25 protein-coding genes are annotated in these 25,611 nt (G+C 68.4%); 7 read left to right on the top strand and 18 right to left on the bottom strand.

The genetic code is table 11. The annotated features are described in order from the left end of the window. The first annotated feature begins 7 nt into the window (after positions 1–7). Positions 8–646: a sensor domain-containing protein gene (locus ABDC78_RS10270; RefSeq protein ID WP_178362122.1), complete on the top strand. Its 639-nt coding sequence runs from the start codon at positions 8–10 to the stop codon at positions 644–646. Between the two features lies 1 nt (position 647). On the opposite strand, the gene mnmA is transcribed toward ABDC78_RS10270, so the two are convergent. The 6 genes from mnmA to ABDC78_RS10240 form a co-directional block, all read right to left on the bottom strand. Further along, positions 648–1,721: a tRNA 2-thiouridine(34) synthase MnmA gene (gene mnmA / locus ABDC78_RS10265; RefSeq protein WP_178362121.1), complete on the bottom strand. Its 1,074-nt coding sequence runs from the start codon at positions 1,719–1,721 to the stop codon at positions 648–650. Beyond that, on the bottom strand, positions 1,718–2,914 hold the full coding sequence (locus ABDC78_RS10260; RefSeq protein ID WP_178362120.1) for a cysteine desulfurase family protein: 1,197 nt from the start codon (positions 2,912–2,914) through the stop codon (positions 1,718–1,720). Before ABDC78_RS10260 ends, mnmA begins: the two co-directional genes overlap by 4 nt. A 45-nt stretch (positions 2,915–2,959) precedes the next feature. Next, positions 2,960–3,820 carry a lysophospholipid acyltransferase family protein gene (locus tag ABDC78_RS10255; protein WP_178362119.1) on the bottom strand — a complete coding sequence of 287 codons (861 nt, stop codon included), beginning with the start codon at positions 3,818–3,820 and terminating at the stop codon, positions 2,960–2,962. Next, complete coding sequence (locus ABDC78_RS10250) at positions 3,817–4,668, bottom strand: GNAT family N-acyltransferase (protein ID WP_178362118.1); 852 nt, start codon at positions 4,666–4,668, stop codon at positions 3,817–3,819. The genes ABDC78_RS10255 and ABDC78_RS10250 overlap by 4 nt, the downstream gene beginning before the upstream one ends. Before the next feature lie 104 nt (positions 4,669–4,772). Further along, positions 4,773–5,729: an electron transfer flavoprotein subunit alpha/FixB family protein gene (locus ABDC78_RS10245; protein WP_178362117.1), complete on the bottom strand. Its 957-nt coding sequence runs from the start codon at positions 5,727–5,729 to the stop codon at positions 4,773–4,775. A 58-nt stretch (positions 5,730–5,787) separates the two neighbouring features. After that, positions 5,788–6,579: an electron transfer flavoprotein subunit beta/FixA family protein gene (locus ABDC78_RS10240; RefSeq protein ID WP_178362116.1), complete on the bottom strand. Its 792-nt coding sequence runs from the start codon at positions 6,577–6,579 to the stop codon at positions 5,788–5,790. Positions 6,580–6,786: 207 nt separating this feature from the next. On the opposite strand from ABDC78_RS10240, the gene ABDC78_RS10235 reads away from it, so the two are divergent. Genes ABDC78_RS10235 through ABDC78_RS10225 form a run of 3 tightly spaced genes read left to right on the top strand, consistent with a single transcriptional unit; the run spans position 6,787 to position 10,372 of the window. Then, a complete protein-coding gene (locus tag ABDC78_RS10235) occupies positions 6,787–7,587 on the top strand; it encodes a class I SAM-dependent methyltransferase (RefSeq protein WP_178362115.1) in 801 nt (266 codons plus the stop codon). Next, complete coding sequence (locus ABDC78_RS10230; protein WP_347133430.1) at positions 7,584–9,143, top strand: glycoside hydrolase family 57 protein; 1,560 nt, start codon at positions 7,584–7,586, stop codon at positions 9,141–9,143. Before ABDC78_RS10235 ends, ABDC78_RS10230 begins: the two co-directional genes overlap by 4 nt. 2 nt (positions 9,144–9,145) lie before the next feature. Next, positions 9,146–10,372: a glycosyltransferase family 4 protein gene (locus tag ABDC78_RS10225; protein WP_178362114.1), complete on the top strand. Its 1,227-nt coding sequence runs from the start codon at positions 9,146–9,148 to the stop codon at positions 10,370–10,372. A 4-nt stretch (positions 10,373–10,376) separates the two neighbouring features. On the opposite strand, the gene zwf is transcribed toward ABDC78_RS10225, so the two are convergent. Further along, a complete protein-coding gene (gene zwf / locus ABDC78_RS10220; protein WP_178362113.1) occupies positions 10,377–11,909 on the bottom strand; it encodes a glucose-6-phosphate dehydrogenase in 1,533 nt (510 codons plus the stop codon). Between the two features lie 57 nt (positions 11,910–11,966). Continuing rightward, the gene (locus ABDC78_RS10215) at positions 11,967–12,704 is read right to left on the bottom strand and encodes an acyltransferase (protein ID WP_178362112.1); all 738 of its coding nucleotides are present in this window, start codon (positions 12,702–12,704) and stop codon (positions 11,967–11,969) included. A gap of 140 nt (positions 12,705–12,844) precedes the next feature. Between ABDC78_RS10215 and ABDC78_RS10210 the strand changes: the two genes are divergently transcribed. Further along, positions 12,845–14,197 (top strand): PQQ-binding-like beta-propeller repeat protein, encoded by a 1,353-nt coding sequence (locus ABDC78_RS10210; protein WP_178362111.1) that lies wholly within the window; start codon positions 12,845–12,847, stop codon positions 14,195–14,197. 129 nt (positions 14,198–14,326) lie between these two features. Continuing rightward, complete coding sequence (locus tag ABDC78_RS10205) at positions 14,327–15,877, top strand: alanine/glycine:cation symporter family protein (RefSeq protein ID WP_178362110.1); 1,551 nt, start codon at positions 14,327–14,329, stop codon at positions 15,875–15,877. A 16-nt stretch (positions 15,878–15,893) separates the two neighbouring features. On the opposite strand, the gene ABDC78_RS10200 is transcribed toward ABDC78_RS10205, so the two are convergent. The 9 genes from ABDC78_RS10200 to ABDC78_RS10160 all read right to left on the bottom strand — a co-directional run bounded on the left by ABDC78_RS10200 (position 15,894) and on the right by ABDC78_RS10160 (position 22,773). Beyond that, the gene (locus ABDC78_RS10200) at positions 15,894–16,583 is read right to left on the bottom strand and encodes an esterase (protein ID WP_178362109.1); all 690 of its coding nucleotides are present in this window, start codon (positions 16,581–16,583) and stop codon (positions 15,894–15,896) included. A 68-nt stretch (positions 16,584–16,651) separates the two neighbouring features. Next, entirely contained in the window at positions 16,652–17,866 is a 1,215-nt protein-coding gene (locus tag ABDC78_RS10195; RefSeq protein WP_218621540.1) for a class I SAM-dependent methyltransferase, read from the bottom strand. Then, positions 17,824–18,822 (bottom strand): class I SAM-dependent methyltransferase, encoded by a 999-nt coding sequence (locus ABDC78_RS10190; protein WP_178362107.1) that lies wholly within the window; start codon positions 18,820–18,822, stop codon positions 17,824–17,826. Before ABDC78_RS10190 ends, ABDC78_RS10195 begins: the two co-directional genes overlap by 43 nt. Before the next feature lie 48 nt (positions 18,823–18,870). Beyond that, complete coding sequence (locus tag ABDC78_RS10185; RefSeq protein ID WP_178362106.1) at positions 18,871–19,515, bottom strand: enoyl-CoA hydratase; 645 nt, start codon at positions 19,513–19,515, stop codon at positions 18,871–18,873. Next, complete coding sequence (locus ABDC78_RS10180) at positions 19,512–20,306, bottom strand: NUDIX hydrolase (RefSeq protein WP_178362376.1); 795 nt, start codon at positions 20,304–20,306, stop codon at positions 19,512–19,514. Before ABDC78_RS10180 ends, ABDC78_RS10185 begins: the two co-directional genes overlap by 4 nt. Before the next feature lie 67 nt (positions 20,307–20,373). Continuing rightward, positions 20,374–21,216, bottom strand: coding sequence for an ABC transporter ATP-binding protein (locus tag ABDC78_RS10175; RefSeq protein WP_178362105.1), 843 nt, complete (start codon positions 21,214–21,216; stop codon positions 20,374–20,376). A 66-nt stretch (positions 21,217–21,282) separates the two neighbouring features. Next, positions 21,283–21,957 (bottom strand): nucleoside/nucleotide kinase family protein, encoded by a 675-nt coding sequence (locus ABDC78_RS10170; RefSeq protein ID WP_178362104.1) that lies wholly within the window; start codon positions 21,955–21,957, stop codon positions 21,283–21,285. Next, positions 21,911–22,588, bottom strand: coding sequence for a hypothetical protein (locus ABDC78_RS10165; protein ID WP_178362103.1), 678 nt, complete (start codon positions 22,586–22,588; stop codon positions 21,911–21,913). Before ABDC78_RS10165 ends, ABDC78_RS10170 begins: the two co-directional genes overlap by 47 nt. Then, entirely contained in the window at positions 22,588–22,773 is a 186-nt protein-coding gene (locus ABDC78_RS10160) for a hypothetical protein (RefSeq protein WP_178362102.1), read from the bottom strand. The genes ABDC78_RS10165 and ABDC78_RS10160 overlap by 1 nt, the downstream gene beginning before the upstream one ends. 63 nt (positions 22,774–22,836) lie before the next feature. Between ABDC78_RS10160 and ABDC78_RS10155 the strand changes: the two genes are divergently transcribed. Then, entirely contained in the window at positions 22,837–24,276 is a 1,440-nt protein-coding gene (locus ABDC78_RS10155) for a PLP-dependent aminotransferase family protein (RefSeq protein WP_178362101.1), read from the top strand. Between the two features lie 79 nt (positions 24,277–24,355). Here ABDC78_RS10155 and serB read toward each other — a convergent pair whose 3' ends face one another. Beyond that, positions 24,356–25,603, bottom strand: a complete 1,248-nt coding sequence (serB, locus tag ABDC78_RS10150) for a phosphoserine phosphatase SerB (protein ID WP_178362100.1) — start codon at positions 25,601–25,603, stop codon at positions 24,356–24,358. Between the last annotated feature and the right edge of the window lie 8 nt (positions 25,604–25,611).

The following is a 25,611-nucleotide window of genomic DNA, read 5'->3' as shown; positions in this document are numbered from 1 at the left end:
CGTGCGTATGACGGCCCGCGGGTACGTGCTCGCACTGAGCGCCGTAGCGGTGCTGGTGGCCGGCTGCACGCACGTCGTCGACGGAACGGCCACCCGGTCCGTGCCCGGCATCGACGAGGATTCCCGGTCGCCGGTTGATGTCGACACGGTGCTGCTCGAGCGGGCGCAGATGCAGGCGATCACCGGAGCGGGCGAGGACCTCACCCCCATCCCGGGGATGGACAGCAAGGTACCGGTGGACATCGATATGATGCTGGAATCCGTTCCGCCGCAATGCCAGTGGGTGTTCGCCGAAACTCAGATCTTCGGGTCCGAGGTCGAGGAGTTCCACAAGTCGACGTTTCAGAACCCGCCGCGCGGCGGCTTGATCTCCCAGGCTGCCGCAGGCTACCGCGATGCGGGCGTCGCACAACAAGTCTTCGACGATCTCATCGACCGTATCGGAGAGTGTGATTCGACCACGTCGGGTCCGGCGATCGTCGGCGACGTGACGACAACGGCGGATTCCGCAGTCATCCGCCCCGGCAGTTGCGGTCGGGACTACCGGGTGAAGTCGGTGGTGCTCGTCGAGGTCACGTTTTGCGCTTTCCCGGACTCGGTGCCTGAGATCGTCATGACGAACATCCTGGCCAACGTGCCGGGCTGACTCAGCGCGCCTCGCGAATCGTCGCGCTGCCCAGCACCTCGTCGCCGTCGGGGTCGGGGCGGTAGAGCACTAGGGTCTGACCGGGGGCAACTCCCCGCAACGGCGTGCGCAGTTCGACGGTCAACGTCTCACCACGTGGTTCGGCGACCGCTTCGGCGAGTCCACCGTGGGCCCGGACCTGCACCACACATTCGACCGGCCCCTGCGGTGCGACACCCGCGGTGAACACCGGACCGTCGCCGACGAGCGTGCTGACCTCGAGGTCGGCCACGTCGCCGACGTGCACGGTGCCTGTGTCGGCGTCGATTCCGGTCACGTATTTGGGACGCCCGTCGGGGCCGGGACCGGCGATGCCGAGGCCCTTTCGCTGACCGATGGTGAAGCCGTGGACGCCGTCGTGTTCGGCCAGCACGGCCCCCGCGGCGTCGACCACGGTGCCGCGCCGCACGCCGATGCGCGCACCGAGGAATGCCTTGGTGTCACCCGAGGGGATGAAGCAGATGTCGTGGCTGTCCGCCTTCTCGGCCACCGCCAACCCGCGCCTGGCGGCCTCCTCGCGGATCTGCGACTTGGGAGTGTCGCCGATCGGAAACACGGCGTGCCGCAACTGCTCGGCGGTCAACACTGCCAGCACATAGGACTGGTCCTTGTCGTGATCCACCGCGCGACGCAGCCGACCAGCCGACAACCGTGCGTAGTGGCCGGTCGCCAACGCGTCGAAGCCGAGCGCCAATGCCCGGGAAGCCAACGCGGAGAACTTGATTCGTTCATTGCACCGAACGCAGGGATTGGGCGTCTCGCCACGGGCGTAGGACTCCACGAAGTCGTCGATCACGTCCTCTTTGAACCGATCGGCGAAATCCCAGATGTAGAAGGGTATGTCGAGCACGTCCGCGACGCGGCGCGCGTCCCCGGCATCCTCTTTCGAACAGCATCCGCGGGACCCGGTGCGCAAGGTCCCCGGCGCCGAGGACAGCGCGAGGTGCACACCCACCACATCGTGTCCGGCGTCGACCATCCGCGCGGCGGCCACCGAGGAATCCACCCCACCGCTCATCGCGACCAGAACCCTCATCGCCGCCCCGAACTGGCCAGCGCCGCCTGCCTCGCCCGGTCGACCGCTGCCGGCAGCACCTCGAGAACAGCGTCGACGTCGGCGTCGGTACTGGTGTGGCCCAGCGAAAGCCGCAGTGAGCCGCGAGCACTCGCAGGATCGGCGCCCATCGCGGTCAGCACGTGAGACGGCTGCGCCACCCCGGCCGTGCATGCCGAACCGGTGGAACATTCGACACCTTTGGCGTCCAGGAGCATCAGCAGCGAATCGCCCTCACAGCCGCGGAAGGTGAAATGTGTGTTGCCGGGCAGGCGGTCGGCGTCGCCCGGCGCACCGTTGAGGTAGACGTCGTCGACTGTCCCCAGCACCCCCTCGATCAACCGGTCGCGAAGCGCCCGCACCCGGGAACTGGTCGACTCCATGGTCTCGACCGCGGACCGCACGGCGGCGGCCATGCCCACGACGCCGGCAACGTCCTGCGTGCCCGACCGCACGTCGCGCTCCTGCCCGCCACCGTGGAGTTGCGGCACACACGTCGTCTCACGACGCAGCAACAGGGCGCCGACCCCGGTGGGACCACCGAACTTGTGGGCGGCCACGCTCATCGCCGACAGCCCGCTGGCGGCGAAATCCACCGGGATCTGGCCGACGGCCTGGATGGCGTCGCTGTGCATCGGGATGTCGAACTCGGCGGCGACTGCCGCCAACTCCGCGATCGGCACGATCGTGCCGACCTCGTTGTTGGCCCACATCACCGAGATCAGAGCGACATCGGCGGGGTCTCCCACGGCCGCGCGCAACGCCGCGGCGCTGACCGCACCGAACTCGTCGACCGGCACCCACGTCACCTGCGCGCCTTCGTGCTCGACAAGCCACTGCACAGCGTCGAGCACCGCATGATGTTCCACAGGAGTGGTCACGATCCGGCAGCGCTGCGGGTCGGCGTCCCGGCGCGCCCAGAAGATGCCCTTGACGGCGAGGTTGTCGCTCTCGGTGCCGCCCGCGGTGAAGATCACCTCGGATGGCCGCGCACCCAGGAGCTGGGCGAGCGTCTCTCGCGATTCCTCCAACCGGCGGCGGGCCACCCGGCCGGATCCGTGCAGCGAGGAGGCATTGCCGACCGCGGCCAGCTCAGCCGTCATCGCCTCGAGCGCGGCGGGACGCATCGGGGTGGTGGCGGCGTGGTCGAGATAGACCGGCGCGAGCGCTGACATAACCGTTCCACAATAGCCGTCACACCTGTCGGGACCCCACTCCGCTCACGCCACCAGGGCGTGGCCCTCACCAGACCCGGGACGCGCCACCAGCGCGGCCTGCGGCATCTCGCCGCGCACTGCGGCCTCGCAGCGGGCAGCCAGCTCACGCCGGTCGTCACCGGGCAGTTGCAGCGACTCGACCCGGAGGTGGCAGACGGTGCGGTGTGCGGTGATCACCCGCTTGATCGACGTCAGCAGCGAGTCCTCGCCCACGAACGCAGGCACGGTGGACGGCCTGCCGTCCTTGTGCCGGTAGGTCAGGCCCAGCGGCTGTACCGGGCGGCCTGCGTCGACCGCGGCCTGGAACATCGCCGGACGGAACCGCCCGTAGCCCAGCCCGCACCACGTCGTGCCTTCCGGGAACGCGACAACGGTCTGCCCGGACCGCAGCCGGTCGGTGATGGCTGCCACCACCGACGGCAGCCTGCGCAACCGGCCCCGGTCGATCGGGATGACCTTCATGATCCGCACGATCGGGCCGAGCGCCGGCCACTCGACGAGGTCGGCGCGGGCCACGAACGACCCCGGCAGCACCGTGCCGATCGCGAAGATGTCCAGCCACGACACGTGCCCGCTGACCACCAGGACGCCACGCAGGTTGCGGATCGGCCCGCCCGACACCGACATCCGCACCCCGAGACAGCGCAGCATCATTCGGCAGTAGCCACGCTGCAGATGAGACCGGCCCGGCATCGGTACAGCCAGCAGCCACACGCCGCAGAACAGCGTCACGGCCGCCGTCACGCGCACCGCAGTGCGCACCGCGATCACCCACCGGCGACCCGGAACGTCTGCGCCTGCGTGGACACATCCGGCATCACAGGTCGCCCGCTGCAACCATGCGTGCTCGTTGGCGATCGTCATGATGGCGCCCCGTCCGCGATCGCGGCAGCCGCACCGACCGACCGGAGCCGCCTCAGGTAGCGGGTGTCGGCGTGCCGCTTGGCGAGCAGAGCCGGGAAGTCGCCCACCCCGAAATCGGGGTCATGGGCCGGCTCGCCGCACACCTGAGCACCCAGCCGCAGGTACCCACGCAGCAGCGGAGGCACCGCAAGTCGCTCCGGCGGGTCGATGTCGTCGAGGCCCCGACCGTCGACCACGACGGGCCGGAAGGGTCGCACCGTGAACTCCGCCGGCGCGCGATGGCGGCGCATGACGAAGTCGCGCACGCCGCGCAGTTGGCTTCCGCGAGCAGACCGACCCGCCGGATCTGCCACCGGAACCGAGACGCACCCGGTCACGTAGTCGTACCCGCTGCGGTCCAGGTAGGCCAGGATCCCAGCCCACATCAGCAGTACGACTGCGCCGTGGCGGTGACCGTCGCGCACCACCGCACGGCCCATCTCGACCAGCGAGGGGCGGATCGGGTCGAGCGCCGACACGTCGAATTCGGTTGCGGTGTAGAGGCCGCCGGCGGCGATGGCACCCGGTGGCGGCAGCATCCGGTAGCAGCCGACGAGTTCGCCGGTGTCGTCGTCACGAACCAGCAGATGGTCGCAGTGCTCGTCGAACCGGTCGGCGTCCAGACCGGCTGTGCGGCCTCCGGACCCGCTGCTGTCGGCCAGGGTGAAGCCCGGTTCGGTGGTGAAGACGTCGTAGCGCAGCCGTTGCGCGGCCTCGATGGAGTCGGCGTCGGTGCACAGCAGCAGGGAGTAGCGGGCATGCCGCGGCGCGGAGGTGTCGGACGGGATGAGTACAGAAGCAGTGCTCATACCGTGCACGGTTGCTGAGCCGGTGGGCGTGGCGGCAATCGGTGCGTGACGTGTTCATGAGCGCTGGGTGACGGTTTCGGGTTGGCCGCTGCACGCAGTGAGAACTAGCCCTTGCGGGCCTTGACCGCCTCGGTCAGCTGCGGGGTCACCTTGAACAGGTCACCCACGATGCCGAGGTCGGCGATCTCGAAGATCGGTGCCTCTTCGTCCTTGTTGACCGCGATGATCGTCTTCGAGGTCTGCATTCCAGCGCGGTGCTGGATCGCTCCCGAGATGCCCAGCGCGATGTAGAGCTGCGGGGACACGGTCTTGCCGGTCTGACCGACCTGGAACTGGCCCGGGTAGTAGCCCGAGTCCACCGCGGCGCGGGACGCACCGACGGCGGCACCGAGCGAGTCGGCCAATTCCTCGACGATGCCGAAGTTGTCGGCACTGCCGACGCCGCGGCCGCCGGACACCACGACGGATGCCTCCGCGAGCTCGGGGCGGTCACCGGCGACGGCGGGTTCGCGAGAGGTGATCTTGGTCGCATTCTCGGCCTGGGCCGGGACCTCGACGTTGACGACCTCGCCGGCACCGTCGGCGGGCTCTGCGTCGATCGAACCCGGGCGCAGCGTGATCACCGGGGTGTCACCGACCGCCTCGGCTTCGACGGTGTAGGCGCCACCGAAGATCGAGTGGATGCCCTTACCGCCCTCTTTGACCTCGACGACGTCGACCAGGAGGCCGGAACCGATGCGGGCGGCGAGCCGTCCCGCAATCTCCTTGCCGTCGGCGTTGGCGGCCAGCAGCACGGCCGTGGGACTCGCCGATTCGGCCAGCGAGGCCAGCACGTCCACCTGCGGGGTGATCAGGTAGTTCTCCGCGTCGTCGGACTCGGCGACGTAGATCTTGGTGGCGCCGGCCGACTTGAGCCCCTCGATGAGCGGCTCGGCCGTGCCCGGCTTGCCCACCACGACCGCGGCGGGCTCGCCCAGCGCACGGGCGGCGGTGATCAATTCTGCGGTGACCTTCTTCGGGGCACCTTCGGCGTGCTCGACGAGCACGAGTACTTCAGCCATGGGTTTCGTCTACCTCTATGTCTGTCTGTGAGTGATGGGAGAAATGGGAGTGATCTGCCTAGATGATCTTCTGGGCGACCAGGTACTGGGCGATCTTGCTGCCGCCCTCGCCCTCGTCGGTGACCTTCTCGCCCGCGGTCTTGGGCGGCTTGGGCGTCGACGACAGCACCTTGGAACCGGCGTTCGCGACGCCGACCTCGTCGGCCTCGACACCGATCTCGGCCAGGGTGAGCGTGGTCACTTCCTTCTTCTTGGCGGCCATGATGCCTTTGAAGGACGGGAAGCGGGGCTCGTTGATCTTCTCGTTGACGCTGACCACCGCAGGCAGGGACGCCTCGAGCGTAAACACGCCGTCGTCGGTCTCGCGTTCGCCGGTGACCTTGTCGCCCTCGACGGTCAGCTTGCGCACATGGGTCAACTGCGGCAGGCCCAGGTACTCGGCGATGATCGCCGGTACTGCGCCACCGGTGCCGTCGGTTGCCTCGTTGCCGGCGATGACCAGCTCGGTGCCCTCGATGGTGCCCAGCGCACGGGCCAGCGCCCAGCCGGTCTGCACCATGTCGGAGCCGTGCAGGCTGTCGTCGACCAGGTGGACCGCCTTGTCGGCGCCCATCGACAGCGCCTTGCGGATCGCCTCGGTGGCACGTGCAGGGCCGGCGGTCAGGACCGTCACCGAGCTGTCGCCGCCTTCACGTTCCTTGATCAGCAGCGCCTCCTCGACAGCGCGCTCGTTGATCTCGTCGAGCACGGCGTCGGCGGCCTCCCGGTCCAGGGTCCAATCGCCCTCCGACAGCTTGCGCTCCGACCATGTGTCTGGGACCTGTTTGATCAGGACCACGATGTTCGTCATGACTCTGGTTCGTCCTCCTCGACGGGGCCGATGACCGGCCTGCTTTATCACGTTTGTAGAACCCGCCACCATGTTACTCGCAAGTAACTTTCGGTGGTTCGCAAAAACACCATAGCTGGTCGAAGTTTGTGATCCGCCGGCCCTGCGACCAGTCCGGGCCAGGCGAACAGTTCTTGATCGGACGGTTACGCGTTAGCCTGCCTTCCAATGAGCGCATCAGTGTCCGGATCGACGGAGCCCGGCGAGGCTTCAGAGGCAGCCCCCATGGCGCTGACCGGCGAACGAACCGTGCCCGGCCTGGCCGAGGAGAACTACTGGTTCCGCCGCCACGAGGTGGTCTACCGACAGCTGGCCCACCGCTGCGCGGGCCGCGACGTGCTCGAGGCGGGTTCGGGTGAGGGCTACGGCGCCGACCTGATCGCCGAGGTGGCCCGGAACGTGATCGGCCTCGACTACGACGAATCTGCGGTGGCGCACGTCCGCGCCCGCTACCCGCGAGTCGACATGCGCCAGGGAAATCTCGCCGAGCTCCCGCTGTCCGACGGCGCGGTTGATGTGGTGGTCAACTTCCAGGTGATCGAACATCTGTGGGACCAGGGGCAGTTCGTCGCCGAGTGCCTGCGGGTGCTGCGCCCCGGCGGCGTGCTGCTGATGTCGACCCCGAACCGCATCACCTTCTCCCCCGGTCGCGACACCCCGATCAACCCCTTCCACACCCGTGAACTGAACGCCGCCGAGCTCACCGAACTGCTCGAGTCAGCGGGGTTCCGCATGGAGGGCGTCCACGGGGTCTTCCACGGCCAACGTCTTCGCGGGCTCGACGCCCGCCACGGCGGGTCGATCATCGACGCACAGATCACCCGCGCGCTGGCCGATGCGCCGTGGCCCACCGATCTGCTCGCCGATGTCGCGTCGGTGAGCGCCGACGACTTCGACATCGTCGAAGCCGGTGCCGGTGCCGACATCGACGACAGCCTCGACCTCGTCGCGATCGCGGTGCGCCCGTGAGGGAGGTCCCGGGGCTGTTCACCCTGGTGCTGCACACCCACCTGCCCTGGCTGGCACATCACGGACGCTGGCCGGTCGGCGAGGAATGGCTGTACCAGTCGTGGTCGGCGGCCTACCTGCCGCTGGTGCGGGTGCTGCGCGCTCTGGCGGCCGAGGACCGCAGCCATCTGGTCACCCTGGGCGTCACACCGGTGGTGGCCGCACAACTGGACGATCCGTACTGCCTGCAGGGCATGCACCACTGGCTGGCCAACTGGCAGCTGCGCGCACTCGAGGCCGCGACCATCAGGACGCCGTCGGGGTCGTCACCGGCATCGGCTCCGGAAGCGTTGCGGCAGTTCGGCGCTCATGAGTACGCCGACGCCGAGCGGGAGTTGGCGGAGTTCGACGCGCTGTGGCGTCACGGCGGCGGCCCGGTGCTGCGTGAGCTTCTCGACGGCGAGGTCATCGAGCTGCTGGGAGGTCCGCTCGCCCACCCGTTCCAGCCGCTGCTGAACCCTCGGTTACGCGAGTTCGCGCTGCGGGAGGGACTGGCCGATGCCCAGCAGCGGTTCGCCCACACCCCCTCCGGGATCTGGGCGCCGGAGTGCGCCTATTCGCCGGGTATGGAGCACGGCTACGCCGCGGCCGGTGTCGGCCATTTCATGGTCGACGGCCCGTCGCTGCGCGGCGACACCGCGCTGGGGCGGCCGGTTGCCGATTCCGGTGTGGTGGCCTTCGGCCGTGACCTGCAGGTCAGCTACCGGGTCTGGTCGCCCAAGTCCGGATATCCCGGCCATCCGGCGTATCGGGACTTCCACACCTACGATCACGTGACCGGGCTCAAACCGGCGCGGGTGACCGGACGCAACGTGCCGTCGGATGCCAAGGCACCGTATGACCCTGCGCGCGCCGACGCCGCGGTGGACGCGCATGTGGCCGATTTCGTCGACATGGTGCGCCGCCGCCTCGAGCGCGAGAGTGCGCGAATCGATCGGCCCGCCCACGTGATCGCCGCCTTCGACACCGAACTGTTCGGCCACTGGTGGCACGAAGGCCCCGTCTGGCTCGAACGAGTGCTGCGCGCGCTACCGGCCGCCGGGGTTCGTGTCGGCACCCTGTCCGACGCGGTGGCCGCCGGGTACGTCGGCGCACCGGTCGAGTTGCCGCCCAGCTCTTGGGGTTCGGGCAAGGACTGGCAGGTGTGGGCCGGCGACAAGGTGGCCGACCTGGTCCAGCTCAACAGCGAGGTCGTCGACACGGCGTTGACGACGGTCGACAAGGCGCTGGCCCAGTCCGCATCGATGGACTCGCCTACACCCAGGGATTTTGTCGCCGACCAGATCCTGCGCGAGACGCTGCTCACCGTGTCGAGTGACTGGCCGTTCATGGTCAGCAAGGACTCAGCGGCGGACTATGCGCGCTACCGCGCCCATCTACATGCCCACGCCACCCGCGAGATCGCCGGCGCGCTGGCGTCGGGCCGCCACGAACACGCGCAACGCCTCGCCGCGGGCTGGAACCGCGCCGATGGACTGTTCGGCGCGCTCGACGCGCGGAGACTGCCGAACGGTTGACGATGAAGATCCTGCTGCTGTCCTGGGAATACCCCCCTGTCGTGATCGGTGGGCTCGGTCGCCACGTGCACCACCTGGCGACCGAACTCGTGATGGCCGGGCACGACGTCGTGGTCCTGAGCCGCAGGCCGACCGCCACGGACCCGCACTCGCACCCGACCACCGATGCGGTCGACGAGGGGGTGCGCGTGATCGCCGCGGCCGAGGACCCACACGACTTCACCTTCGGCACCGACATGATGGCGTGGACCCTCGCCATGGGTCACGCGATGATCCGCGCCGGCCTCGGACTCGCAGACTGGCGACCGGACGTGGTTCACGCCCACGACTGGCTGGTCGCCCATCCCGCGGTCGCTCTCGCCCAGTTCTTCGATGTACCACTGGTTTCCACCATTCATGCCACCGAGGCGGGCCGGCACTCGGGCTGGGTGTCGGGCACGGTCAGCCGTCAGGTCCACGCGCTGGAATCGTGGCTGGTCCGTGAATCCGATTCGCTGATCACCTGTTCGGCATCGATGCGTGACGAGATCAGCACCTTGTTCGGTCCGGAACTCGCTGAGATCTCGGTCATCCGCAACGGGATCGACACCGACGGTTGGCCGTTCGCGCCTCGACGCGGGCATTCCGGACCTGCCGAACTGCTGTACTTCGGTCGCCTGGAGTACGAGAAGGGGGTGCACGACGCGATCGCCGCCCTGCCCCGGATCCGACGCACCCACCCCGGCACCACCCTGACGATCGCCGGAGACGGCACGCAGCTCGACTTCCTCAGACAGCAGGCGCGCAGGCACCGGGTGTCCAGGGCGACGAATTTTGTTGGCCGCGTCGATCATTCGCAGCTGCTCGACCTGCTGCATCGCGCCGATGCCGCGGTTCTCCCGTCGCACTACGAGCCGTTCGGCATCGTTGCGCTGGAGGCCGCGGCCGCCGGGGCACCCCTGGTCAGCTCCAATGCGGGCGGTCTCGGCGAAGCCGTCATCGACGGTGTGACAGGGGTGTCGTGTCCACCCAACGATGTGGGCGCACTCGCTGCAGCGGTGCGCAGCGTGCTGGACTCACCGGTGGCCGCACAGCAGCGCGCCGAGGCCGCCCGCGAACGGCTCACCTCGGAGTTCGCGTGGCAGACGGTGGCAGCGGAGACCGCTCAGGTGTATCTGGCCGCCAAACGCGCTGAGCGTCGGCCGCACCCGCGCCGGCCCATCGTCGAGCGCCCCCTGCCTGACCGCTGAGGGCTCAGCGGGGCTTCTTCTCCCGCCACGCCCGCTCGAACGGCAGCCGCCACGCATTGGGCGCAATCAGCTGATGAATCGAGTTGGGTCCCCACGTCCCCGGCTGGTACTGCTTGACCGGAGGCGGGTCCTCGATCAGGTCGATCGAACGCTCCCAGAGGGATTCGATGCCCTCTGCGGTGGTGAACAGCGTGTGGTCGCCGCGCATCGCGTCGAGGATCAGACGTTCGTACGCCTCGAGGACGTCGCCGATCCGCTCGGTCTCCTGAGTGGAGAACTGCATCGACAACTTCTCCAGCTTCATGCCCGGACCCGGCTTCTTGCCGTAGAACGACAGCGAGACCTTGGAGGCGTCGGCCAGGTCGAACGTCAGGTGGTCCGGCCCTTGGGAGCCCACACCGGACCCCGCTGGGAACATCGTGCGCGGGGCCTCTTTGAACGCGATGGAGATGATCCGCATCCCCTCGGCCATCTGCTTGCCGGTGCGCAGGTAGATCGGCACGCCGGCCCAGCGCCAGTTGTCGATGCCGACCTTCAGCGCGATGAAGGTCTCGGTATCGGAATCCCTTGCCACACCGTCGAGTTCGCAATACCCGCCGAACTGCCCGCGGACCACGTCGGCACACTTGATCGGCAGCATCGAGCGGAACACCTTGTTCTTCTCCTCGCTGATCGCGCGCGGCTCCAGCGCGGTCGGCGGCTCCATCACCACGAACGCCATCACCTGGAACAGGTGGGTCACCACCATGTCCTTGTAGGCGCCGGTGCTCTCGTAGAAGTTGGCACGCTCGTCGAGGCCCAGGGTCTCGGGGATGTCGATCTGGATGTGGTCGATGAAGTTGCGGTTCCAGATGGGTTCGAACAGACCGTTGGCGAAGCGGAACGCCAGGATGTTCTGCGCGGCCTCCTTGCCGAGGAAGTGATCGATTCGGAAGATCTGCGACTCGCTGAACGTTTCGTGCACGAAGTGGTTGAGTGCGACGGCGCTGGCCAGGTCGGTGCCGAACGGTTTCTCCATCACCACCCGGGACCGATCCACCAGGTTCGCCTCCCGCAACATGGTGATCACCGAGCGCGCTGCCTTCGGGGGAACTGAAAGATAGTGCAGCCGTTGCACTTCCAGAACCCCGTCGGCGGGCACGTCGGCTCCGGTGACAAGTGCGGCCTCGGCTTCGGCGACAGCGGCGGCAAGCGCTTCGGGGCCGGCTCCCTGCGGAACGTAGGTGAGGATGCTGGCGAAGTTGTCCCACTGTTCGTCGGTGAGCTTGTGGGTGCCGAATTCGTCGACGGCCTCCTTGGCCAACGCCCGGAACTCGTCGTCGGTGAGATCCTCCAGGGAGGTTCCGATCACGTGGATGTGGGGTGCCAACTCGGATTGATCCAGGTAGGCCATCCCGGGAATGAGCTTGCGCTTGGCCAGGTCACCGGTGGCACCGAACAGCACGATGACGAACGGCTCCAGCGGCGCCTCGTCCCGACGGAAGGGGCGGGAATCCGGAGAGGGGTAGGCGATGGTCTGTGCAGTCCCTGTGGTCACCCCGGAAATGCTGTCACCTACGCAGAGCACGCGCAGTACTTGCGGGCTGACGAACCGCTACCGAGAGGCTTTCTTGCGTTCGATGTCGGCCAGCGCCGCCGCCAACTCCGCCCGCTGAGCCGCCGACGTCTCCCAGGACAGTTTGCGATTCTTGACCACCTTGGCGGGCGAGCCGACCGCGATCGAGAAGTCCGGAATCTCGCCCTTGACCACTGCGTGGGCCCCCAGCACGCAGCCGCGTCCGACGCTGGTCCCCCGCAACACCGTCACCTTGGTCGCCACCCAGGTGTCCGGCCCGATCCGCACCGGGCCCTTGATGATGCCCTGGTCCTTGATCGGTAACTCGATGCTGTCCATCCGGTGGTCGAAATCGCACACGTAACACCAGTCGGCCATCAGCACCGAGTCGCCCAACTCGATGTCGAGGTAGGTGTTGATGACGTTGTCCCGCCCGAGGACCACCTTGTCCCCGATGCGCAGCGAACCCTCGTGGCAGCGGATGGTGTTCTTGTCACCGATGTGGACCCAGCGGCCGATCTCCATCTGCGACAGCTCGGGGGTCGCCTGGATCTCCACGTTCTTGCCGAGGAACACCATGCCGCGGGTGATGATGTGCGGATTCGACAGCTTGAACTTCAGCAGCCGCCAGTAACGCACCAGGTACCACGGCGTGTACGCGCGGTTTGCCAGCACCCACTTCAGCGACGCCACGGTGAGGAAGTCGGCCTGACGCGGATCCCGCAGGCGCGAACCCCGCCAGCGCTTGTGCAACGGCGCACCCCACATCGTCGTCATGGCCGGACAGCCTACGCGAGGACACCCGCGACATGCCCCGTCGCTACGCTCCAGCCCGCCACCCCGGAGCGGTTACCCTCACGTGGGTTCGAACCACATCCGGACGCGACCGACCGCTCCGCTAATCCAGAAGGGATCCAGTGCTCCGGCGAATCATCGCGGTGGCCGCGACGGCGCTGTTCACGGGCGTGCTCGCCGGCTGCGGCAACACCGATTCCTGGGTCGAGGCGCGCGCCGCCACGGGTTGGTCCGCTCAGTACGCGGACGCCGCGAACAGCAGTCACTCGCCGGTCACCGGTGCCGATACGCTGCGCCTGGACTGGATCCGGTCGGTCAGGGGCGACCTCGCATCCCAGGTGGCGCTCGGCTCCGGGAACCAGGTGGCCATCAACGCTCAGACCACCGGCGGCTGCTCACTGATGGTCTGGGAGTCCGACAACCTCGGTCGGCAGCGCTGGTGCACCCGCACCTTTCAGGGCGGTGGCTTCGCCAGCCCGCTGCTGGACGGTTTCGACAACCTCTACGTCGGTCAGCCCGGCGCGGTGTTGTCGTATCCGACAACCCAGTGGATCCGGTGGCGCAAACCGGTGATCGGGATGCCCATGACGATGCGGTTTCTGTCGCCGGGCAGTCTGCTGGTGGTCACCCATCTCGGCCAGGTGCTGGTGTTCGACGCCCACCGTGGCACCGTGACCGGCAACTCGCTGGATCTGGTGTCCGGCGTCGACCCCACCGACTCCCAGCGCGGACTCGACGACTGCCGGTTGGCCCGACCGGAATGCCCGGTGGCCGCGGCACCCGCCTTCTCCGAGGCGACCGGCATGGTCGTGCTGACGCTGTGGGAACCCGGGGCCGACGAGCCCGTCCTGGTCGGTCTTCGGTACCGACCGGGGCAGACTCCGCTGCTCACCCGCGAGTGGACCAGCGACGCGGTCGGCGGCGGACCGATGGCCAGCCCCGTCCTGTCCGCGGACGGGTCGACGGTGTACGTCAACGGCCGCGACGAGAGGTTGTGGGCGCTCGACATCGAGGACGGCACCGAAAAGTGGTCGGTGCCACTGGACTATCTCGCCCAGACCCCGCCGTCGGTCACGCCCGACGGCATGATCGTCGCCGGTGGCGGACCGGGTGCCCGACTCCTCGCGTTCCGCGACACCGGTGAGCAGGCCGAAGAGGTCTGGAATCGCGATGACACCTCGCCGCTGTCGACCTCCAGCGTCGCCGGGGTCGGCTACACGGTGGTCCGCGACGACAATGACGGGACGAACGACCAGGACGGGACGAACGGCAATGACGGGACGAACGACCAGGACGGGACAGACGACCGGTCCGGGATGGCTCTGGTCGTCTTCGACCTCGGTGATGGCCGCACCGTGAACAGCTATCCCCTCCCCGGCGCCACGGGATGGCCGGTCGGCGTGTCGATCGGCCACGACAGACGCGTCGTCGCCGCGACCAGCGACGGCCGGGTTTACGGCTTCGCTCCGGCCTGACAAAGGCACCGGTTTGTCCTTAGGTCGCTTACCTCCAGTTCACACATGTGCAATGCATTGCGCGGCCGTCGGTGCCACTATGCAAGATGCAATCGCGGGGCAGTCGATAGGTGACGAAGGGGCGCGACGTTGTCGGATTTCTTGAGCGCGGTAAACAGCTATGTATGGAGCAACGCACTGGTCTACCTGTGCCTTGCCGCAGGTGTGTATTTCTCCATCCGGTCGAGGTTCGTCCAGGTCCGGCAGGTTCCCGAGATGATCCGGCTGATGTTCAAAGGCGAGACCTCGCCCTCGGGTGTCTCGAGCTTCCAGGCGCTGACGATGTCGCTGGCCGGGCGGGTGGGCACCGGCAACATCGCCGGGGTCGCGACCGCCATCGCCTTCGGCGGCCCGGGCGCCCTGTTCTGGATGTGGACCGTCGCTTTCCTCGGTGCCTCCACGTCGTTCGTCGAGTGCACCCTGGGCCAGATCTACAAGACCCGCGACAAGCTCACGGGTGAATATCGCGGCGGCCCGGCGTACTACCTCAGTCGGGCTTTCGCACATACCAAGGCTGCGCCGGCGATGAAGGTGTACGGGTACATCTTCGCGGCCGTCACCATCCTGGCGATGGGTCTGCTGCTGCCCAGTGTGCAGTCCAACTCGATGGCCTCGGCGATGAACTCGGCGTGGGGCGTCTCGAAGTGGTGGGTGGCCGTCGGCACCGTGATCGTGCTGGCGTTCGTCATCATCGGTGGCGTCAAACGCATCGCGACCTTCGCGTCCATCGTGGTGCCGTTCATGGCCGTCGTCTACATCGTTCTCGCGATGGTGGTGGTGCTGATGAACGCCAGCGAGGTCCCGGGCATCATCTCGCTGATCTTCGCCAGCGCGTTCGGGCTGGACTCGGCTTTCGGCGCCATTCTCGGCGCCGCGGTGATGTGGGGCGTGAAGCGCGGCATCTACTCCAATGAGGCGGGCCAGGGCACCGGCCCGCATGCCGCAGCGGCCGCCGAGGTGTCGCACCCCGCCAAGCAGGGCCTCGTCCAGGCGTTCGCCGTCTACATCGACACCCTGTTCATCTGCTCGGCAACCGGGTTCCTGATCCTGTCGACGGGCGCCTACCGCGTCTTCGAGGGTGAGAGCGCCGACGGTGCGGTGATCCGCGAAGGTGGCAGCATCCTGCCGGCCGATGCCGAGGTCGGTCCGGCGTTCGCCCAGACGGGATTCGACACGCTGTGGAGTGGTGCCGGTTCCAGCTTCATCGCCATCTCACTGGCGTTCTTCTGCATCACGACGATCATCGCCTACTACTACATGGCGGAGACGAACCTGCGCTTCCTGCTGGGTAAGACCTCGACGGTCGATGTGCCGTTCCTTCGGGGCACGGTCGGCTCGAACGCGACCCTGGTGCTGCAGGCGCTGATCCTGGTGTCGGTGACGCTGGGCGCGGTGTCCACGGCGTCGGAGGCGTGGACGCTGGGTGACATCGGTGTCGGGCTGATGGCGTGGCTCAACATCGTCGGCATCATCATCCTGCAGCAGCCCGCCTACAAGGCCCTGTGGGATTACGAGAAGCAGAAGAAGCAGGGGCTGGACCCGACGTTCGACCCGGTCGCTCTGGGCATCGTCGGCGCCACGTTCTGGGAGAACTACGACCCGGTCACCGGCAAGGACAAGGAAGTCAGCAAGGCGACATGACGGGACGGGGGTGGGTTCAGGCCAGCAGTGGCGCGATCGCACTGCGCGGCACCGTCGCCTGCAGCGCACCCCCGGCACCGGCCATGATCTCGCCTTGACCGAAATAGAAGATCACCGAATCGTCGGTGAGCGCGAACTCCTGGTACTTCTCGGGGTTCAGACCGTCGGCGGGTGAGATCGGCGCGTTCACCCCGAGTTGGCGGGCCACGTCGGCCTGCACGATCGGGAAGATCACGTCGAGAGGCCGGGTGTCCGGCTTGAACAGGGTGTCGAAGGTGATCGGGGCCTCCTTCTCGACATCCCAGTTGAAGGTCTTGTACCAGGTCTGAGGGTGCGCGCCGCCGACGTTCTCGTACACCTCGAACACCACGCTGCGGGTGCCGGCGTCCTCGGGTCCGGACCGGTAGTCGGTCCCCCTGGCGTCCAGCACGTAGGGCAGATTCCACGACCCCGGCATCTCGGAGACGTTGACGAAGCCGTCGCGGGTCTGCGTCAGGTAGGCCGTCAGAGCCTGCTGGTCGGGATAGTCGTCGGGAAACGCGTAGTCCAAGCGGTAGGTGGGGTTCTCCGCATGCACGTGACAGATCTGCTCCTCGTCGACCGTGCCGCCCAGATCGGCGCACGCCGTCTCGGCTGCGGCCACCGGGGCGACCGCCAGACCGGCCGCGACACCGGCAGCTAGCAGGGCAGCGGCGAGAATGCGCATCGTCGGACGTCCTTGCGGTCGGCGCCGACTCGGACGACGGCGGGGTTGCTGCCAGGGTACGTGGCCGATCAGCGTGACGGACGACATATGAATGCCGTTGCCCGGCTTGCCGCTCCGGAACCGAGCCGGGTGACGACGACGCTCAGGTGCGTCGAGCCGCGCAACCGCAGCCGCGGCCGCAGCACGTCGGGGTCGACGTCGACACCGCGGACCAGGATCTCGACCGCTCCGACATCTCGCGCCGAAAGAGCCTGCCGCAGGTGCCGTTCGCCGAAGGGAACCTGCTCGAGGACCTCGAAACCACGTACCCCTTCGGGCAGCCGGTCACCGGACAGGTATGCGATGTCGGGATCGAGCTGCCACAGACCGTGACGGGCCGCGTAGTGGCGGACCAGGCCCGCGCGCACGACCGCGCCGTCGGGGTCGACGATCCAGCGCCCTGCGGCGGCCACCGGGCAGTCGTCGGGCTCGGCGTCGGTGACCTGTTCGGCGGTGTCGAGCATCGTGGCCCGCCGACGCACCTGCGGGTCGGCCAGACCACGCGACCAGAGGCAGGCTTCCCGGACGCTGCCCGCCAGAGAGGTCACCTCCACTTCGCCCTCGAATCCCAGTCGGCCGATCACGGCGAAATCCACACCGGGAGCACACTTCACGACGTGGTCGCGCGCCCGCAGCACCTCCAGGAGGTGGTCGAGCGGCGGCACGTAGGCACGGGGATCGAAGCGGCGCCTGGAACCGCTGCGCCGCGCGGGGTCGACGACGACGACCGCATCGGCGGTCACCGGCCGCAACGCATCCGCGCGGCACAGGAGCACGTCGGGTCCGCCCGGTCCGAGGTTGTGACGGGCCATCGCAAGACGCACCGGGTCGATGTCACTACCCACCACGACGTCAGCCCGATTCCGAAGTGCCACAAGCTCGGTGCCGATCGAACATGTGGCGTCGTGCACGGTGGCCCCGGTCAGTCGCCGGGCGCGGTGCTCGGCCACCGGCGCGGCGGTGGCCTGCTGCAGTGCGTCGTCGGTGAACAACCAGCCCGACGGGTCGGCGAACTTCGCTTCGGCTCTGCGGCGCAGCAGCACGGTCTCCACCAGTACCGCCGCCCTGTCGGCGAAATGCGTTCGCGCCGAATCGATATCGGCGACCAGCGTCGGACCGGTCAGGCGATACCGAGCGACCTCCGCCAACGCCAGCTTCCCCGCATCGCTGCAGAGATACCGCACATCGTCGAGGCCGAACTCTACGACGGCTTGACCCCGGTCACCATGACGTTGTAGAACCAGCCCTTGGGCACGACGCGGCGCAGGACGTTGGCGTCCACCCACGACAGTGTCGTCCAGCTGCCGAATGCGAATTTCGCCCAGCCCCAGCCCAGCTTGCCGGGCGGAACCGTGGACTCGAAGGTCCGGATCGGCCAGCCCAGCATCGCGGCGGTGAACTCCTCGCTGGCGGTGTCGACGTCGACCGCACCCGCGTTGCGCGCCATCGTCTCCAGGTCGGCCGGGTCGAAGGTGTGCAGGTCGACGATCCATTCCAGCGCGGCGGCCCGAGAGTTCTCGTCGAGTTCGGCCTGCGGGCGACGCCAGCCCGCGAGGCCGGGCAGCTTCATCGCCGCGACGGTGGACTTCCACGTCAGATCGGCAAGCCGGCGCGCGTAGGCGTTACCGACCGTGGTGGGCTCACCGGCGAAGATGAACCGGCCCCCCGGCTTGAGCACCCGCACCACCTCGCGCAGCGACAACTCGACGTCGGGGATGTGGTGCAGCACTGCGTGCCCGACGACCAGGTCGAAGGTGTTGTCCTCGTACGGGATGCCCTCGGCATCGGCTACTCGGCCGTCGATGTCCAGTCCGAGCGACTGGCCGTTGCGGGTGGCGACCTTGACCATGCCCGGGGACAGATCGGTCACCGAACCCCGCCGCGCCACTCCGGCCTGGATCAGGTTGAGCAGGAAGAACCCGGTACCGCAGCCCAGTTCCAGGGCTCGGTCGTAGGGAAGTTCGCGCTGCACCCGGTCGGGCACGATCGCGTCGAACCGCCCGCGGGCGTAGTCGATGCAACGCTGGTCGTAGGAGATCGACCACTTCTCGTCGTAACTCTCGGCTTCCCAGTCGTGGTAGAGCACCTGGGCGAGCTTGGTGTCGTGCCGTGCGGCCTCGACCTGCGCCTCGGTCGCGTGGGGCGTCGGAGCCGGGACGGCGACATCAGGGTAGGCGCCGGGTTCCTTCGTTTCCGTCATGCAGGGCAGCCTAACGTCCGCAGCCGCCCGCGCTACGGCCGAGAGCCCTCAATCACCACCGAACGCGGCCTTGGCGGCGGCCAACACCTCGGGTGAATAGTCCATGAATCGGCTCGCCCAGGTGACCGCGGCGTCGTACACCGCGTCCGGGGCCACCAGCTGGTCGATCAGCCCCAGATCGAGCGCTTCGCGGGCGTCGACGAAGCGCCCGCTGAACACCAGGTCCTTCGCCTTGCTGTCGCCGACGGCGCCGGCCAGACGGGTCGCGCCACCGGCGGCGGGCGCCAGCCCGGCCAGGATCTCGGTGGCACCGAACTTCACGTTGTCGCCGCTGATCCGCCAGTCGGCCGCCAGCGCCAGCGTCTGCCCGGCTCCCAGCGCGTATCCGGTGATCGCGGCCACGGTGGGCTTCGGTATCGCCGCGAGTGCGTCGACGGCCCGCTGACAGACCTGCGCCGCCTGCCGCGCCTCGACCTCGGTCAACGTCTGCAATTCCGGCATGTCCTCGCCGGCCGAGAAGATCTCGTGGCCACCGAACACGATGACCGCGCAGACATCCTCACGCCCGCCGAGCTCCGTGGCCGCCTCGGCGATCTCCCGGCAGACCTGCCGCGTCAGCGCGTTGGTGGGCGGCCGCGACAGCAGCAGCGTCGCGATGCGCTCGTTGAGAACAACGGTGACGAACTCGGTCACGCGAGCGGAGCCCCGTCGGTGTAACCCTGCGGAGCGCGCCGGTTCCGCGCCTCGTTGTAGCGGTCACCGTTGAAGAACTCGATCTCCCAGTTCCCGCCCTGCTGGGCCGAGAGGTGGGGTTCGACCGCCACGATCTGTCGCTCGACGGCGAGCACCTCGGCGACGGTGCGACCGTGCAGCGCATCGAGCTGCGTCCACGTCGGCGGCAGCAGGAAACTGCGCCCCTCGGCGAAGTCGTCGAGCGCTGCCTGAGGGGTCACCCAGTCGGCTTTGTCGGTCTCGGTGTTGTCTCCGTCGGCGAGCTGACCGTCCGGAATCGCACCGACGAAGAAGTACGTGTCGTAGCGGCGGGTGCGCTCCTCTTTGGGCGTGACCCAGTTGGCCCACGGGCGTAGCAGGTCGGCCCGCAGCATCAACTTCTCCGAGCGCAGGAACTCCCCGAACGACAACGTCTTGTTCTCCAGGGCGGCGCGCTGCTCCCGGTACACCGAGGCGTCGTCGACCAGCAGGTCCGGGTCATCGGCCGCCCCCGCGAACAGGACGCCGCATTCTTCGAACGTCTCCCGGGCCGCCGCGCACACCAGCGCCTCGGCCAGCTCCACGTCGACGCCGAATCGCTGCGCCCACCAGTGCCGGTCCTGGCCGTGCCAGGCCACGTCGGCGTTGCGATCGCGGTCGTCGACGCCGCCGCCGGGAAACACCATCACCCCGGCCACAAAATCCATCGCCGAGTGCCGGCGCATCAGAAAGACCTCGAGGCTCTCCGCGGACCGCTCGTCGCGGATCAGCATCACGGTCGCGGCCGGCCTGGGAGTCAGGGGTTCGGTCACGTCTGCTCCTCACGCAAGCGCTCGTCGGTCATTTTGCTCTCCTGTGTGCCGCGCGACTCCTGGTACGACGCGCGAAATAACGGCCGTCGATGACATCCAGCGCGATCGACTGCCCGAACGCCGTCGACAGGTTCTCCGCGGTCAACACGTCGGTCAGGAGGCCGGAATCGACCACCGCGCCCTCCGACAGGATCAGGCAGTGGGAGAACCCGGGCGGGATCTCCTCGACGTGGTGGGTGACCAACACCATCGCCGGAGAATCCGGGTCCGCCGCCAGGTCGCCGAGGCGGGCGACGAGTTCCTCCCGGCCGCCCAGATCGAGGCCGGCGGCGGGTTCGTCGAGGAGCAGCAACTCAGGGTCGGTCATCAGCGACCGTGCGATCAGCACCCGCTTGCGCTCCCCCTCCGACAACGTGCCGTAGACGCGCTCGGCGAGGTGCTCGCCACCGACACTTTCCAGCATGTCCAGTGCCTGGTGGTAGTCGGTGTCGTCGTAGCGCTCGCGCCACCGGCCGAGGACGGCGTAGCCCGCCGACACGACCAGGTCGCGCACCACCTCGTCGTCGGGGATCCGCTGCGACAGCGCCGAACTGCTCAGGCCGACCCGCGACCGGAGTTCGGCCATGTCGACACGCCCCAACCGCTCCCCGAGCACGTATGCGGTGCCCGAGGACGGGTGCTCCATCGCCGCAGCGATCCGCAGCAGCGACGTCTTTCCGGCGCCGTTGGGACCGATCACGACCCATCGCTCGTCGAGTTCCACCGACCACGTGATCGGGCCGACCAGGGTCCGGCCGCCGCGCCGCAGAGTGACCTTTGCGAAGTCGATCAGCAGGTCGGGGTCGGCTGCTTCCACGTCATCGACTGGCACCCGCCCATCGTAGTCAGGCGGCCCCGGCGGGTTCCGTGGCGCTCATCGCGGCCGCGGAACTGCGGTCTACTCCAGAAACGCCCAGCCGCTCGCACCGTTGACGATCACCCGGTCCGCCGCCAACCGGCTCGGCGCCACCCGCACCGCGTTGCGCTCGTCGACATCGGCGACCCATGCCTGCGCCGCCGATGCACTCTTGCCGAACTCGACGTGACGCGCGGTCAGCCGCGCGATTCGCAACTGTTCCTCGGCGGCGACGAACCACACCCGGTCGATCGCCCGGCGGACCCGCAACCAGGGCGGGTCGTCGAGAAGCAGGTAGTTGCCCTCGGTGATGACCAGCCGCGCCACCGGCTGCACCACCAGCGCGCCGGCAACCGGTTGCTCGAGGAGGCGGTCGAATCCCGGCACATACACGTCGGCCTCGGTCTCGGTCCGCACCCGCTCGAGCAGATGTGCGTACCCCGCGGGGTCGAAGGTCTCCGGCGCGCCTTTGCGATCCAACAGGCCGAGCCTGCGCAGCTGATCGTCGGCAAGATGGAAGCCGTCCATCGGCACGTGTGCGGCCCACCCGGGCCCGCAGCGTTCGTTGATCCGACCGAGGACCTCGGCCACCAGCGTCGACTTTCCGGCACCGGGACTGCCGGCGATGCCCAGGACCGCTCGCGGACTGCTTTCGCCCAGCGCGATCGCCTCAGCCGCCAGCGACTCCAGCGTGTGTTGGCCGCTCACCCTCCACATCTTCGGCGACGTGCCGCGCCGAAGCCACGGGGGCCCACCCGCTGACGGCGAGCACCCGTGCCGGGGTCAGACGCACGAAGAGCTGGACGAGCGGGCCGATACCGAAGGCGTAGACGACGGTGCCGACGCCGACGGTCCCGCCGAGCAGCCAGCCGATGGTGAGCACGGTGACCTCGATCGCCGTGCGGACCAGACGAACCGACCTGCCGGTGCGGACCACGAGGCCCGTCATCAATCCGTCGCGGGGTCCGGGACCGAGCCCGGCCCCGATGTAGAGCACCGTGCTGAACGCGTTGAGCACCACCGCGGCCACCATCATGGCTATCCGCACCGGCAGTGACGACGGCGTCGCCATCAGCCAGAGCGCGACGTCGACGGTGATCGCGATGACGACGACGTTGGCGATCGTGCCGATGCCGGGTCGGTTCCTCAGCGGGATCCAGGCCAGGAGCACGGCAACGCCCACCACGGCCGAGGCCAGTCCGATCGTCATGCCGGTGCGCATCGCCAGACCCTGGTGGAAGACGTCCCACGGGTCGAGCCCCAGTCCGGCGCGCACCATCATCGCCATCGACACGCCGTAGCCGCACAGCCCGATCAGCAGCGCCGCCCCGCGAAAGCACCCGGCCATCAGGCGTGATCCGGGAACCGCACCCGGATGGCATCGAGGTCGCTGAGCTCCCGGCGCCGGTCCGCGGTGAGATCCCAGCCGTCCCACGACTCGACGTGGTCCGACGGGCGCACCACCGCGAAGACCAGACGGTGCCAGAGCTGCGCCGTCCGAGTGGCCAGAATTGATAACCAGTTTTTCGTCATGTCTGCATTTTTTCCGGAGACTGGCTTGCCATTCAATATCCAGTTGGTCAATACTGGCCCCTAATGACCGAGGCAATGGCGGCACGATCGCTTGATGTGGACCTGTTGGCCCGCGAACTCGGCAACTGGCGAACATCCAGTCGGAGCGGGCCCGCGTACCACGGCCTAGCCGACGCGGTCCGGTTGTTGATCGTCGACGGCCGACTGCCGGTGGGTGCGCGACTACCCAGCGAGCGCGCGTTGGCCGAGGTGTTGCACGTGTCCCGCACCACCGTCACCGCCGCATACACACAGTTGCGCGACGACGGCTACCTCAACGCCCGCCGAGGCGCCCGGAGCACCACCGCCCTGCCCGCCTCTCCCGCGTCGGCGCCGGCATCGGCGCCGGCGCTGAGCCTGGCCGGCGCGGCACTGTCCGCGCCGGCGTCCGCGGTGATGACGGCCTTCGCCGCAGCGGCAGACGACGTGACGCCGTACCTGCAGGGCATGGGCCACGAACTCGTCGGCACCGTGGCGCTTCGCGAGGCCATCGCCGAAAGGTACTGCGAGCGAGGCCTTCCCACCGAAACAGACGAGGTGATGGTGACCACCGGGGCGCTGCACGCCATCGGTTTGATCCTCACGACATACATCCAGCCCGGCGACCGTGTCCTGGTGGAGCAGCCCACGTATCACGGTGCGCTGTCGGCGATCACCACCGCGGGGGCACGTCCGGTTCCGGTGTCGATGACCGAGGACGGCTGGGATCTGGACGCGTTGGAGGCGGCGGTGCATCAGCTGGCACCCAACCTCGCCTACCTGATTCCCGACAATCACAACCCGACCGGCCACACCATGCCTGCTGCTGATCGAAAACGTCTGGCGCACATCATCACCGAGACCCGGACCCGGACCGTCATCGACGAGACGATCACCGACATGTGGATCGATCAGCCGGCGCCTGCGCCATTGGCCGCCGAATTGGCCGGCCGACGTGACCTGGTGCTGACGGTCGGCTCGATGTCGAAGTCGTTCTGGGGTGGGCTGCGGATCGGCTGGATCCGCGCCGAGCGCAACACCATCGCCACCCTGACCACGCTGCGACCCTCGATCGACATGGGCACCGCGATACTCGAGCAACTGGCCGCCGCAAGACTTCTCGCGCAGCGCGACGAACTGCTCCCGGAGCGCCGGGAGATCCTGCGGACCCGGCGAGCGTTCCTGCAGTCGCTGCTGCACGAGCAGCTACCCGATTGGCAACCGGGACCCGGCGCCGGCGGCATGTCGCTGTGGGTGCGACTGCCCGCTCCGATGAGCACCGCGTTGTCTGCCGCCGCCTCGCGCATCGGCCTCGAACTGCCCGCCGGCCCCCGGTTCGGCGTCGACGGAACCCTGGAGCGTTTCGTCCGGATCCCCTACGCGCTGCCCGAGGACCAGCTCGCCGAAGCCGTCGGCCTGCTCGCCCGCGCCTGGCGCAGCGTGACCGGCTCCGCCGCAACCGAACCCACGACCGTCGTGGTGTGACGCGCTTCTTCTGCCGGAATTGCATTCCGGCAGAGGAAGTTCGAGTGTGGGCCTGCCGGAATGCAATTCCGGCGGTAGATCAGTCGGGGATGTCGACCCGCCGCACCAACCCGTCGACCGCGTCCGCCGCCTCGATCTCGCTGCGGGTGACGCCGAGGATGAACAGCACCGTGTCGAGATAGGGGTGGCTCAGCGACGCATCCGCCACCTCACGCAGCGCAGGCTTGGCATTGAACGCCACCCCGAGACCCGCGGCCGACAGCATGTCGATGTCGTTGGCGCCGTCGCCGACTGCCACCGTCTGCTCCATCGGCACACCCGCCTGTTGGGCGAAATCGCGCAGCGCCTTGGCTTTTCCGGGCCGGTCCACGACATCACCGACCACCCGGCCGGTGAGCTTGCCGTCGACGATCTCCAGCTCGTTGGCGGCGACGAAATCCATCATCAACTCGTGGGCGAGGGGTTCGATCACCTGCCGGAAGCCGCCGGAGACGATGCCGCAGTGATAACCCAGCCGCCGCAGTGTCCGCAGCGTGGTGCGGGCACCCGGGGTCAGCTCGATCTGGTCGGCGACCTCGTCGAGCACCGCGGCCGGCAGCCCTTCGAGGGTCGCGACGCGGCGGTGCAGCGACTCGGCGAAGTCGATCTCGCCGCGCATCGCTGCCGCGGTGACCTCGGCGACGGCCGCCTCGGCGCCGGCGTGAGCAGCGAGCATCTCGATGACCTCACCCTGGATCAGGGTGGAGTCGACGTCGAAGACGATCAACCGTTTGGCCCGCCGCGACAGGCTGTAGTCCTCGACCGCGATGTCGACGCTTTCCTCGACCGCCACCCGGGCGAGCACCGCCTGCAACTGGCCGTACGCTCCGGGCGGCACCGTCACCCGCAGTTCCAGGCCGGTCACGGGGTAGTCGGAGACGCCGCGGATGAAGTCGATGTTCACACCCAGCGTGGCCGCCTCCCGGGCCACCACCCCGAATGCTTCCGCGGAGATCGGCCGGCCCAGCACCACGATGGTGTGCGTCGAGGGCTGCTCCCCCAGCACCGGCATGCCGTCGCTGGCCTCGATGGTCACGTCGAGACCGACGCCGTGGATCGCGGACTCGACCTCCGCGGCGAGTTCGGGACCACCGGCGACCGCGGCGGGTCCCGCGACGAGGACGCCGAGCGTCAGCCTGCCGCGGATGACCACCTGTTCGACGTTGAGCAGGTCGACGCGGTGTCGGGACAGCACTTCGAACAGGGCCGAGGTGACGCCGGGTTGATCACGACCGGTGACCGTGATCAGCAGCGACGAGCGCTCCCGCGCCGCTTCTGACGCCCTCACCCCCTGAG

This window comes from Mycobacterium sp. DL (assembly GCF_039729195.1).
GTDB lineage: Bacteria > Actinomycetota > Actinomycetes > Mycobacteriales > Mycobacteriaceae > Mycobacterium > Mycobacterium hippocampi_A.
Note: the sequence above shows the minus strand (reverse complement) of the source record. Positions and strands in the feature narration are given on the sequence as shown.

Excerpts from the sequence above, each read along its gene's own strand:
- ABDC78_RS10270 (WP_178362122.1), top strand. The coding sequence starts at position 8 with ATGACGGCCCGCGGGTACGTGCTCGCACTGAGCGCCGTAGCGGTGCTG.
- mnmA (WP_178362121.1), bottom strand. The coding sequence starts at position 1,721 with ATGAGGGTTCTGGTCGCGATGAGCGGTGGGGTGGATTCCTCGGTGGCC.
- ABDC78_RS10260 (WP_178362120.1), bottom strand. The coding sequence starts at position 2,914 with ATGTCAGCGCTCGCGCCGGTCTATCTCGACCACGCCGCCACCACCCCG.
- ABDC78_RS10255 (WP_178362119.1), bottom strand. The coding sequence starts at position 3,820 with ATGACGATCGCCAACGAGCACGCATGGTTGCAGCGGGCGACCTGTGAT.
- ABDC78_RS10250 (WP_178362118.1), bottom strand. The coding sequence starts at position 4,668 with ATGAGCACTGCTTCTGTACTCATCCCGTCCGACACCTCCGCGCCGCGG.
- ABDC78_RS10245 (WP_178362117.1), bottom strand. The coding sequence starts at position 5,729 with ATGGCTGAAGTACTCGTGCTCGTCGAGCACGCCGAAGGTGCCCCGAAG.
- ABDC78_RS10240 (WP_178362116.1), bottom strand. The coding sequence starts at position 6,579 with ATGACGAACATCGTGGTCCTGATCAAACAGGTCCCAGACACATGGTCG.
- ABDC78_RS10235 (WP_178362115.1), top strand. The coding sequence starts at position 6,787 with ATGAGCGCATCAGTGTCCGGATCGACGGAGCCCGGCGAGGCTTCAGAG.
- ABDC78_RS10225 (WP_178362114.1), top strand. The coding sequence starts at position 9,146 with ATGAAGATCCTGCTGCTGTCCTGGGAATACCCCCCTGTCGTGATCGGT.
- ABDC78_RS10215 (WP_178362112.1), bottom strand. The coding sequence starts at position 12,704 with ATGACGACGATGTGGGGTGCGCCGTTGCACAAGCGCTGGCGGGGTTCG.
- ABDC78_RS10200 (WP_178362109.1), bottom strand. The coding sequence starts at position 16,583 with ATGCGCATTCTCGCCGCTGCCCTGCTAGCTGCCGGTGTCGCGGCCGGT.
- ABDC78_RS10190 (WP_178362107.1), bottom strand. The coding sequence starts at position 18,822 with ATGACGGAAACGAAGGAACCCGGCGCCTACCCTGATGTCGCCGTCCCG.
- ABDC78_RS10180 (WP_178362376.1), bottom strand. The coding sequence starts at position 20,306 with ATGCTGATCCGCGACGAGCGGTCCGCGGAGAGCCTCGAGGTCTTTCTG.
- ABDC78_RS10170 (WP_178362104.1), bottom strand. The coding sequence starts at position 21,957 with ATGTGGAGGGTGAGCGGCCAACACACGCTGGAGTCGCTGGCGGCTGAG.
- ABDC78_RS10165 (WP_178362103.1), bottom strand. The coding sequence starts at position 22,588 with ATGGCCGGGTGCTTTCGCGGGGCGGCGCTGCTGATCGGGCTGTGCGGC.
- ABDC78_RS10160 (WP_178362102.1), bottom strand. The coding sequence starts at position 22,773 with ATGACGAAAAACTGGTTATCAATTCTGGCCACTCGGACGGCGCAGCTC.
- ABDC78_RS10155 (WP_178362101.1), top strand. The coding sequence starts at position 22,837 with ATGACCGAGGCAATGGCGGCACGATCGCTTGATGTGGACCTGTTGGCC.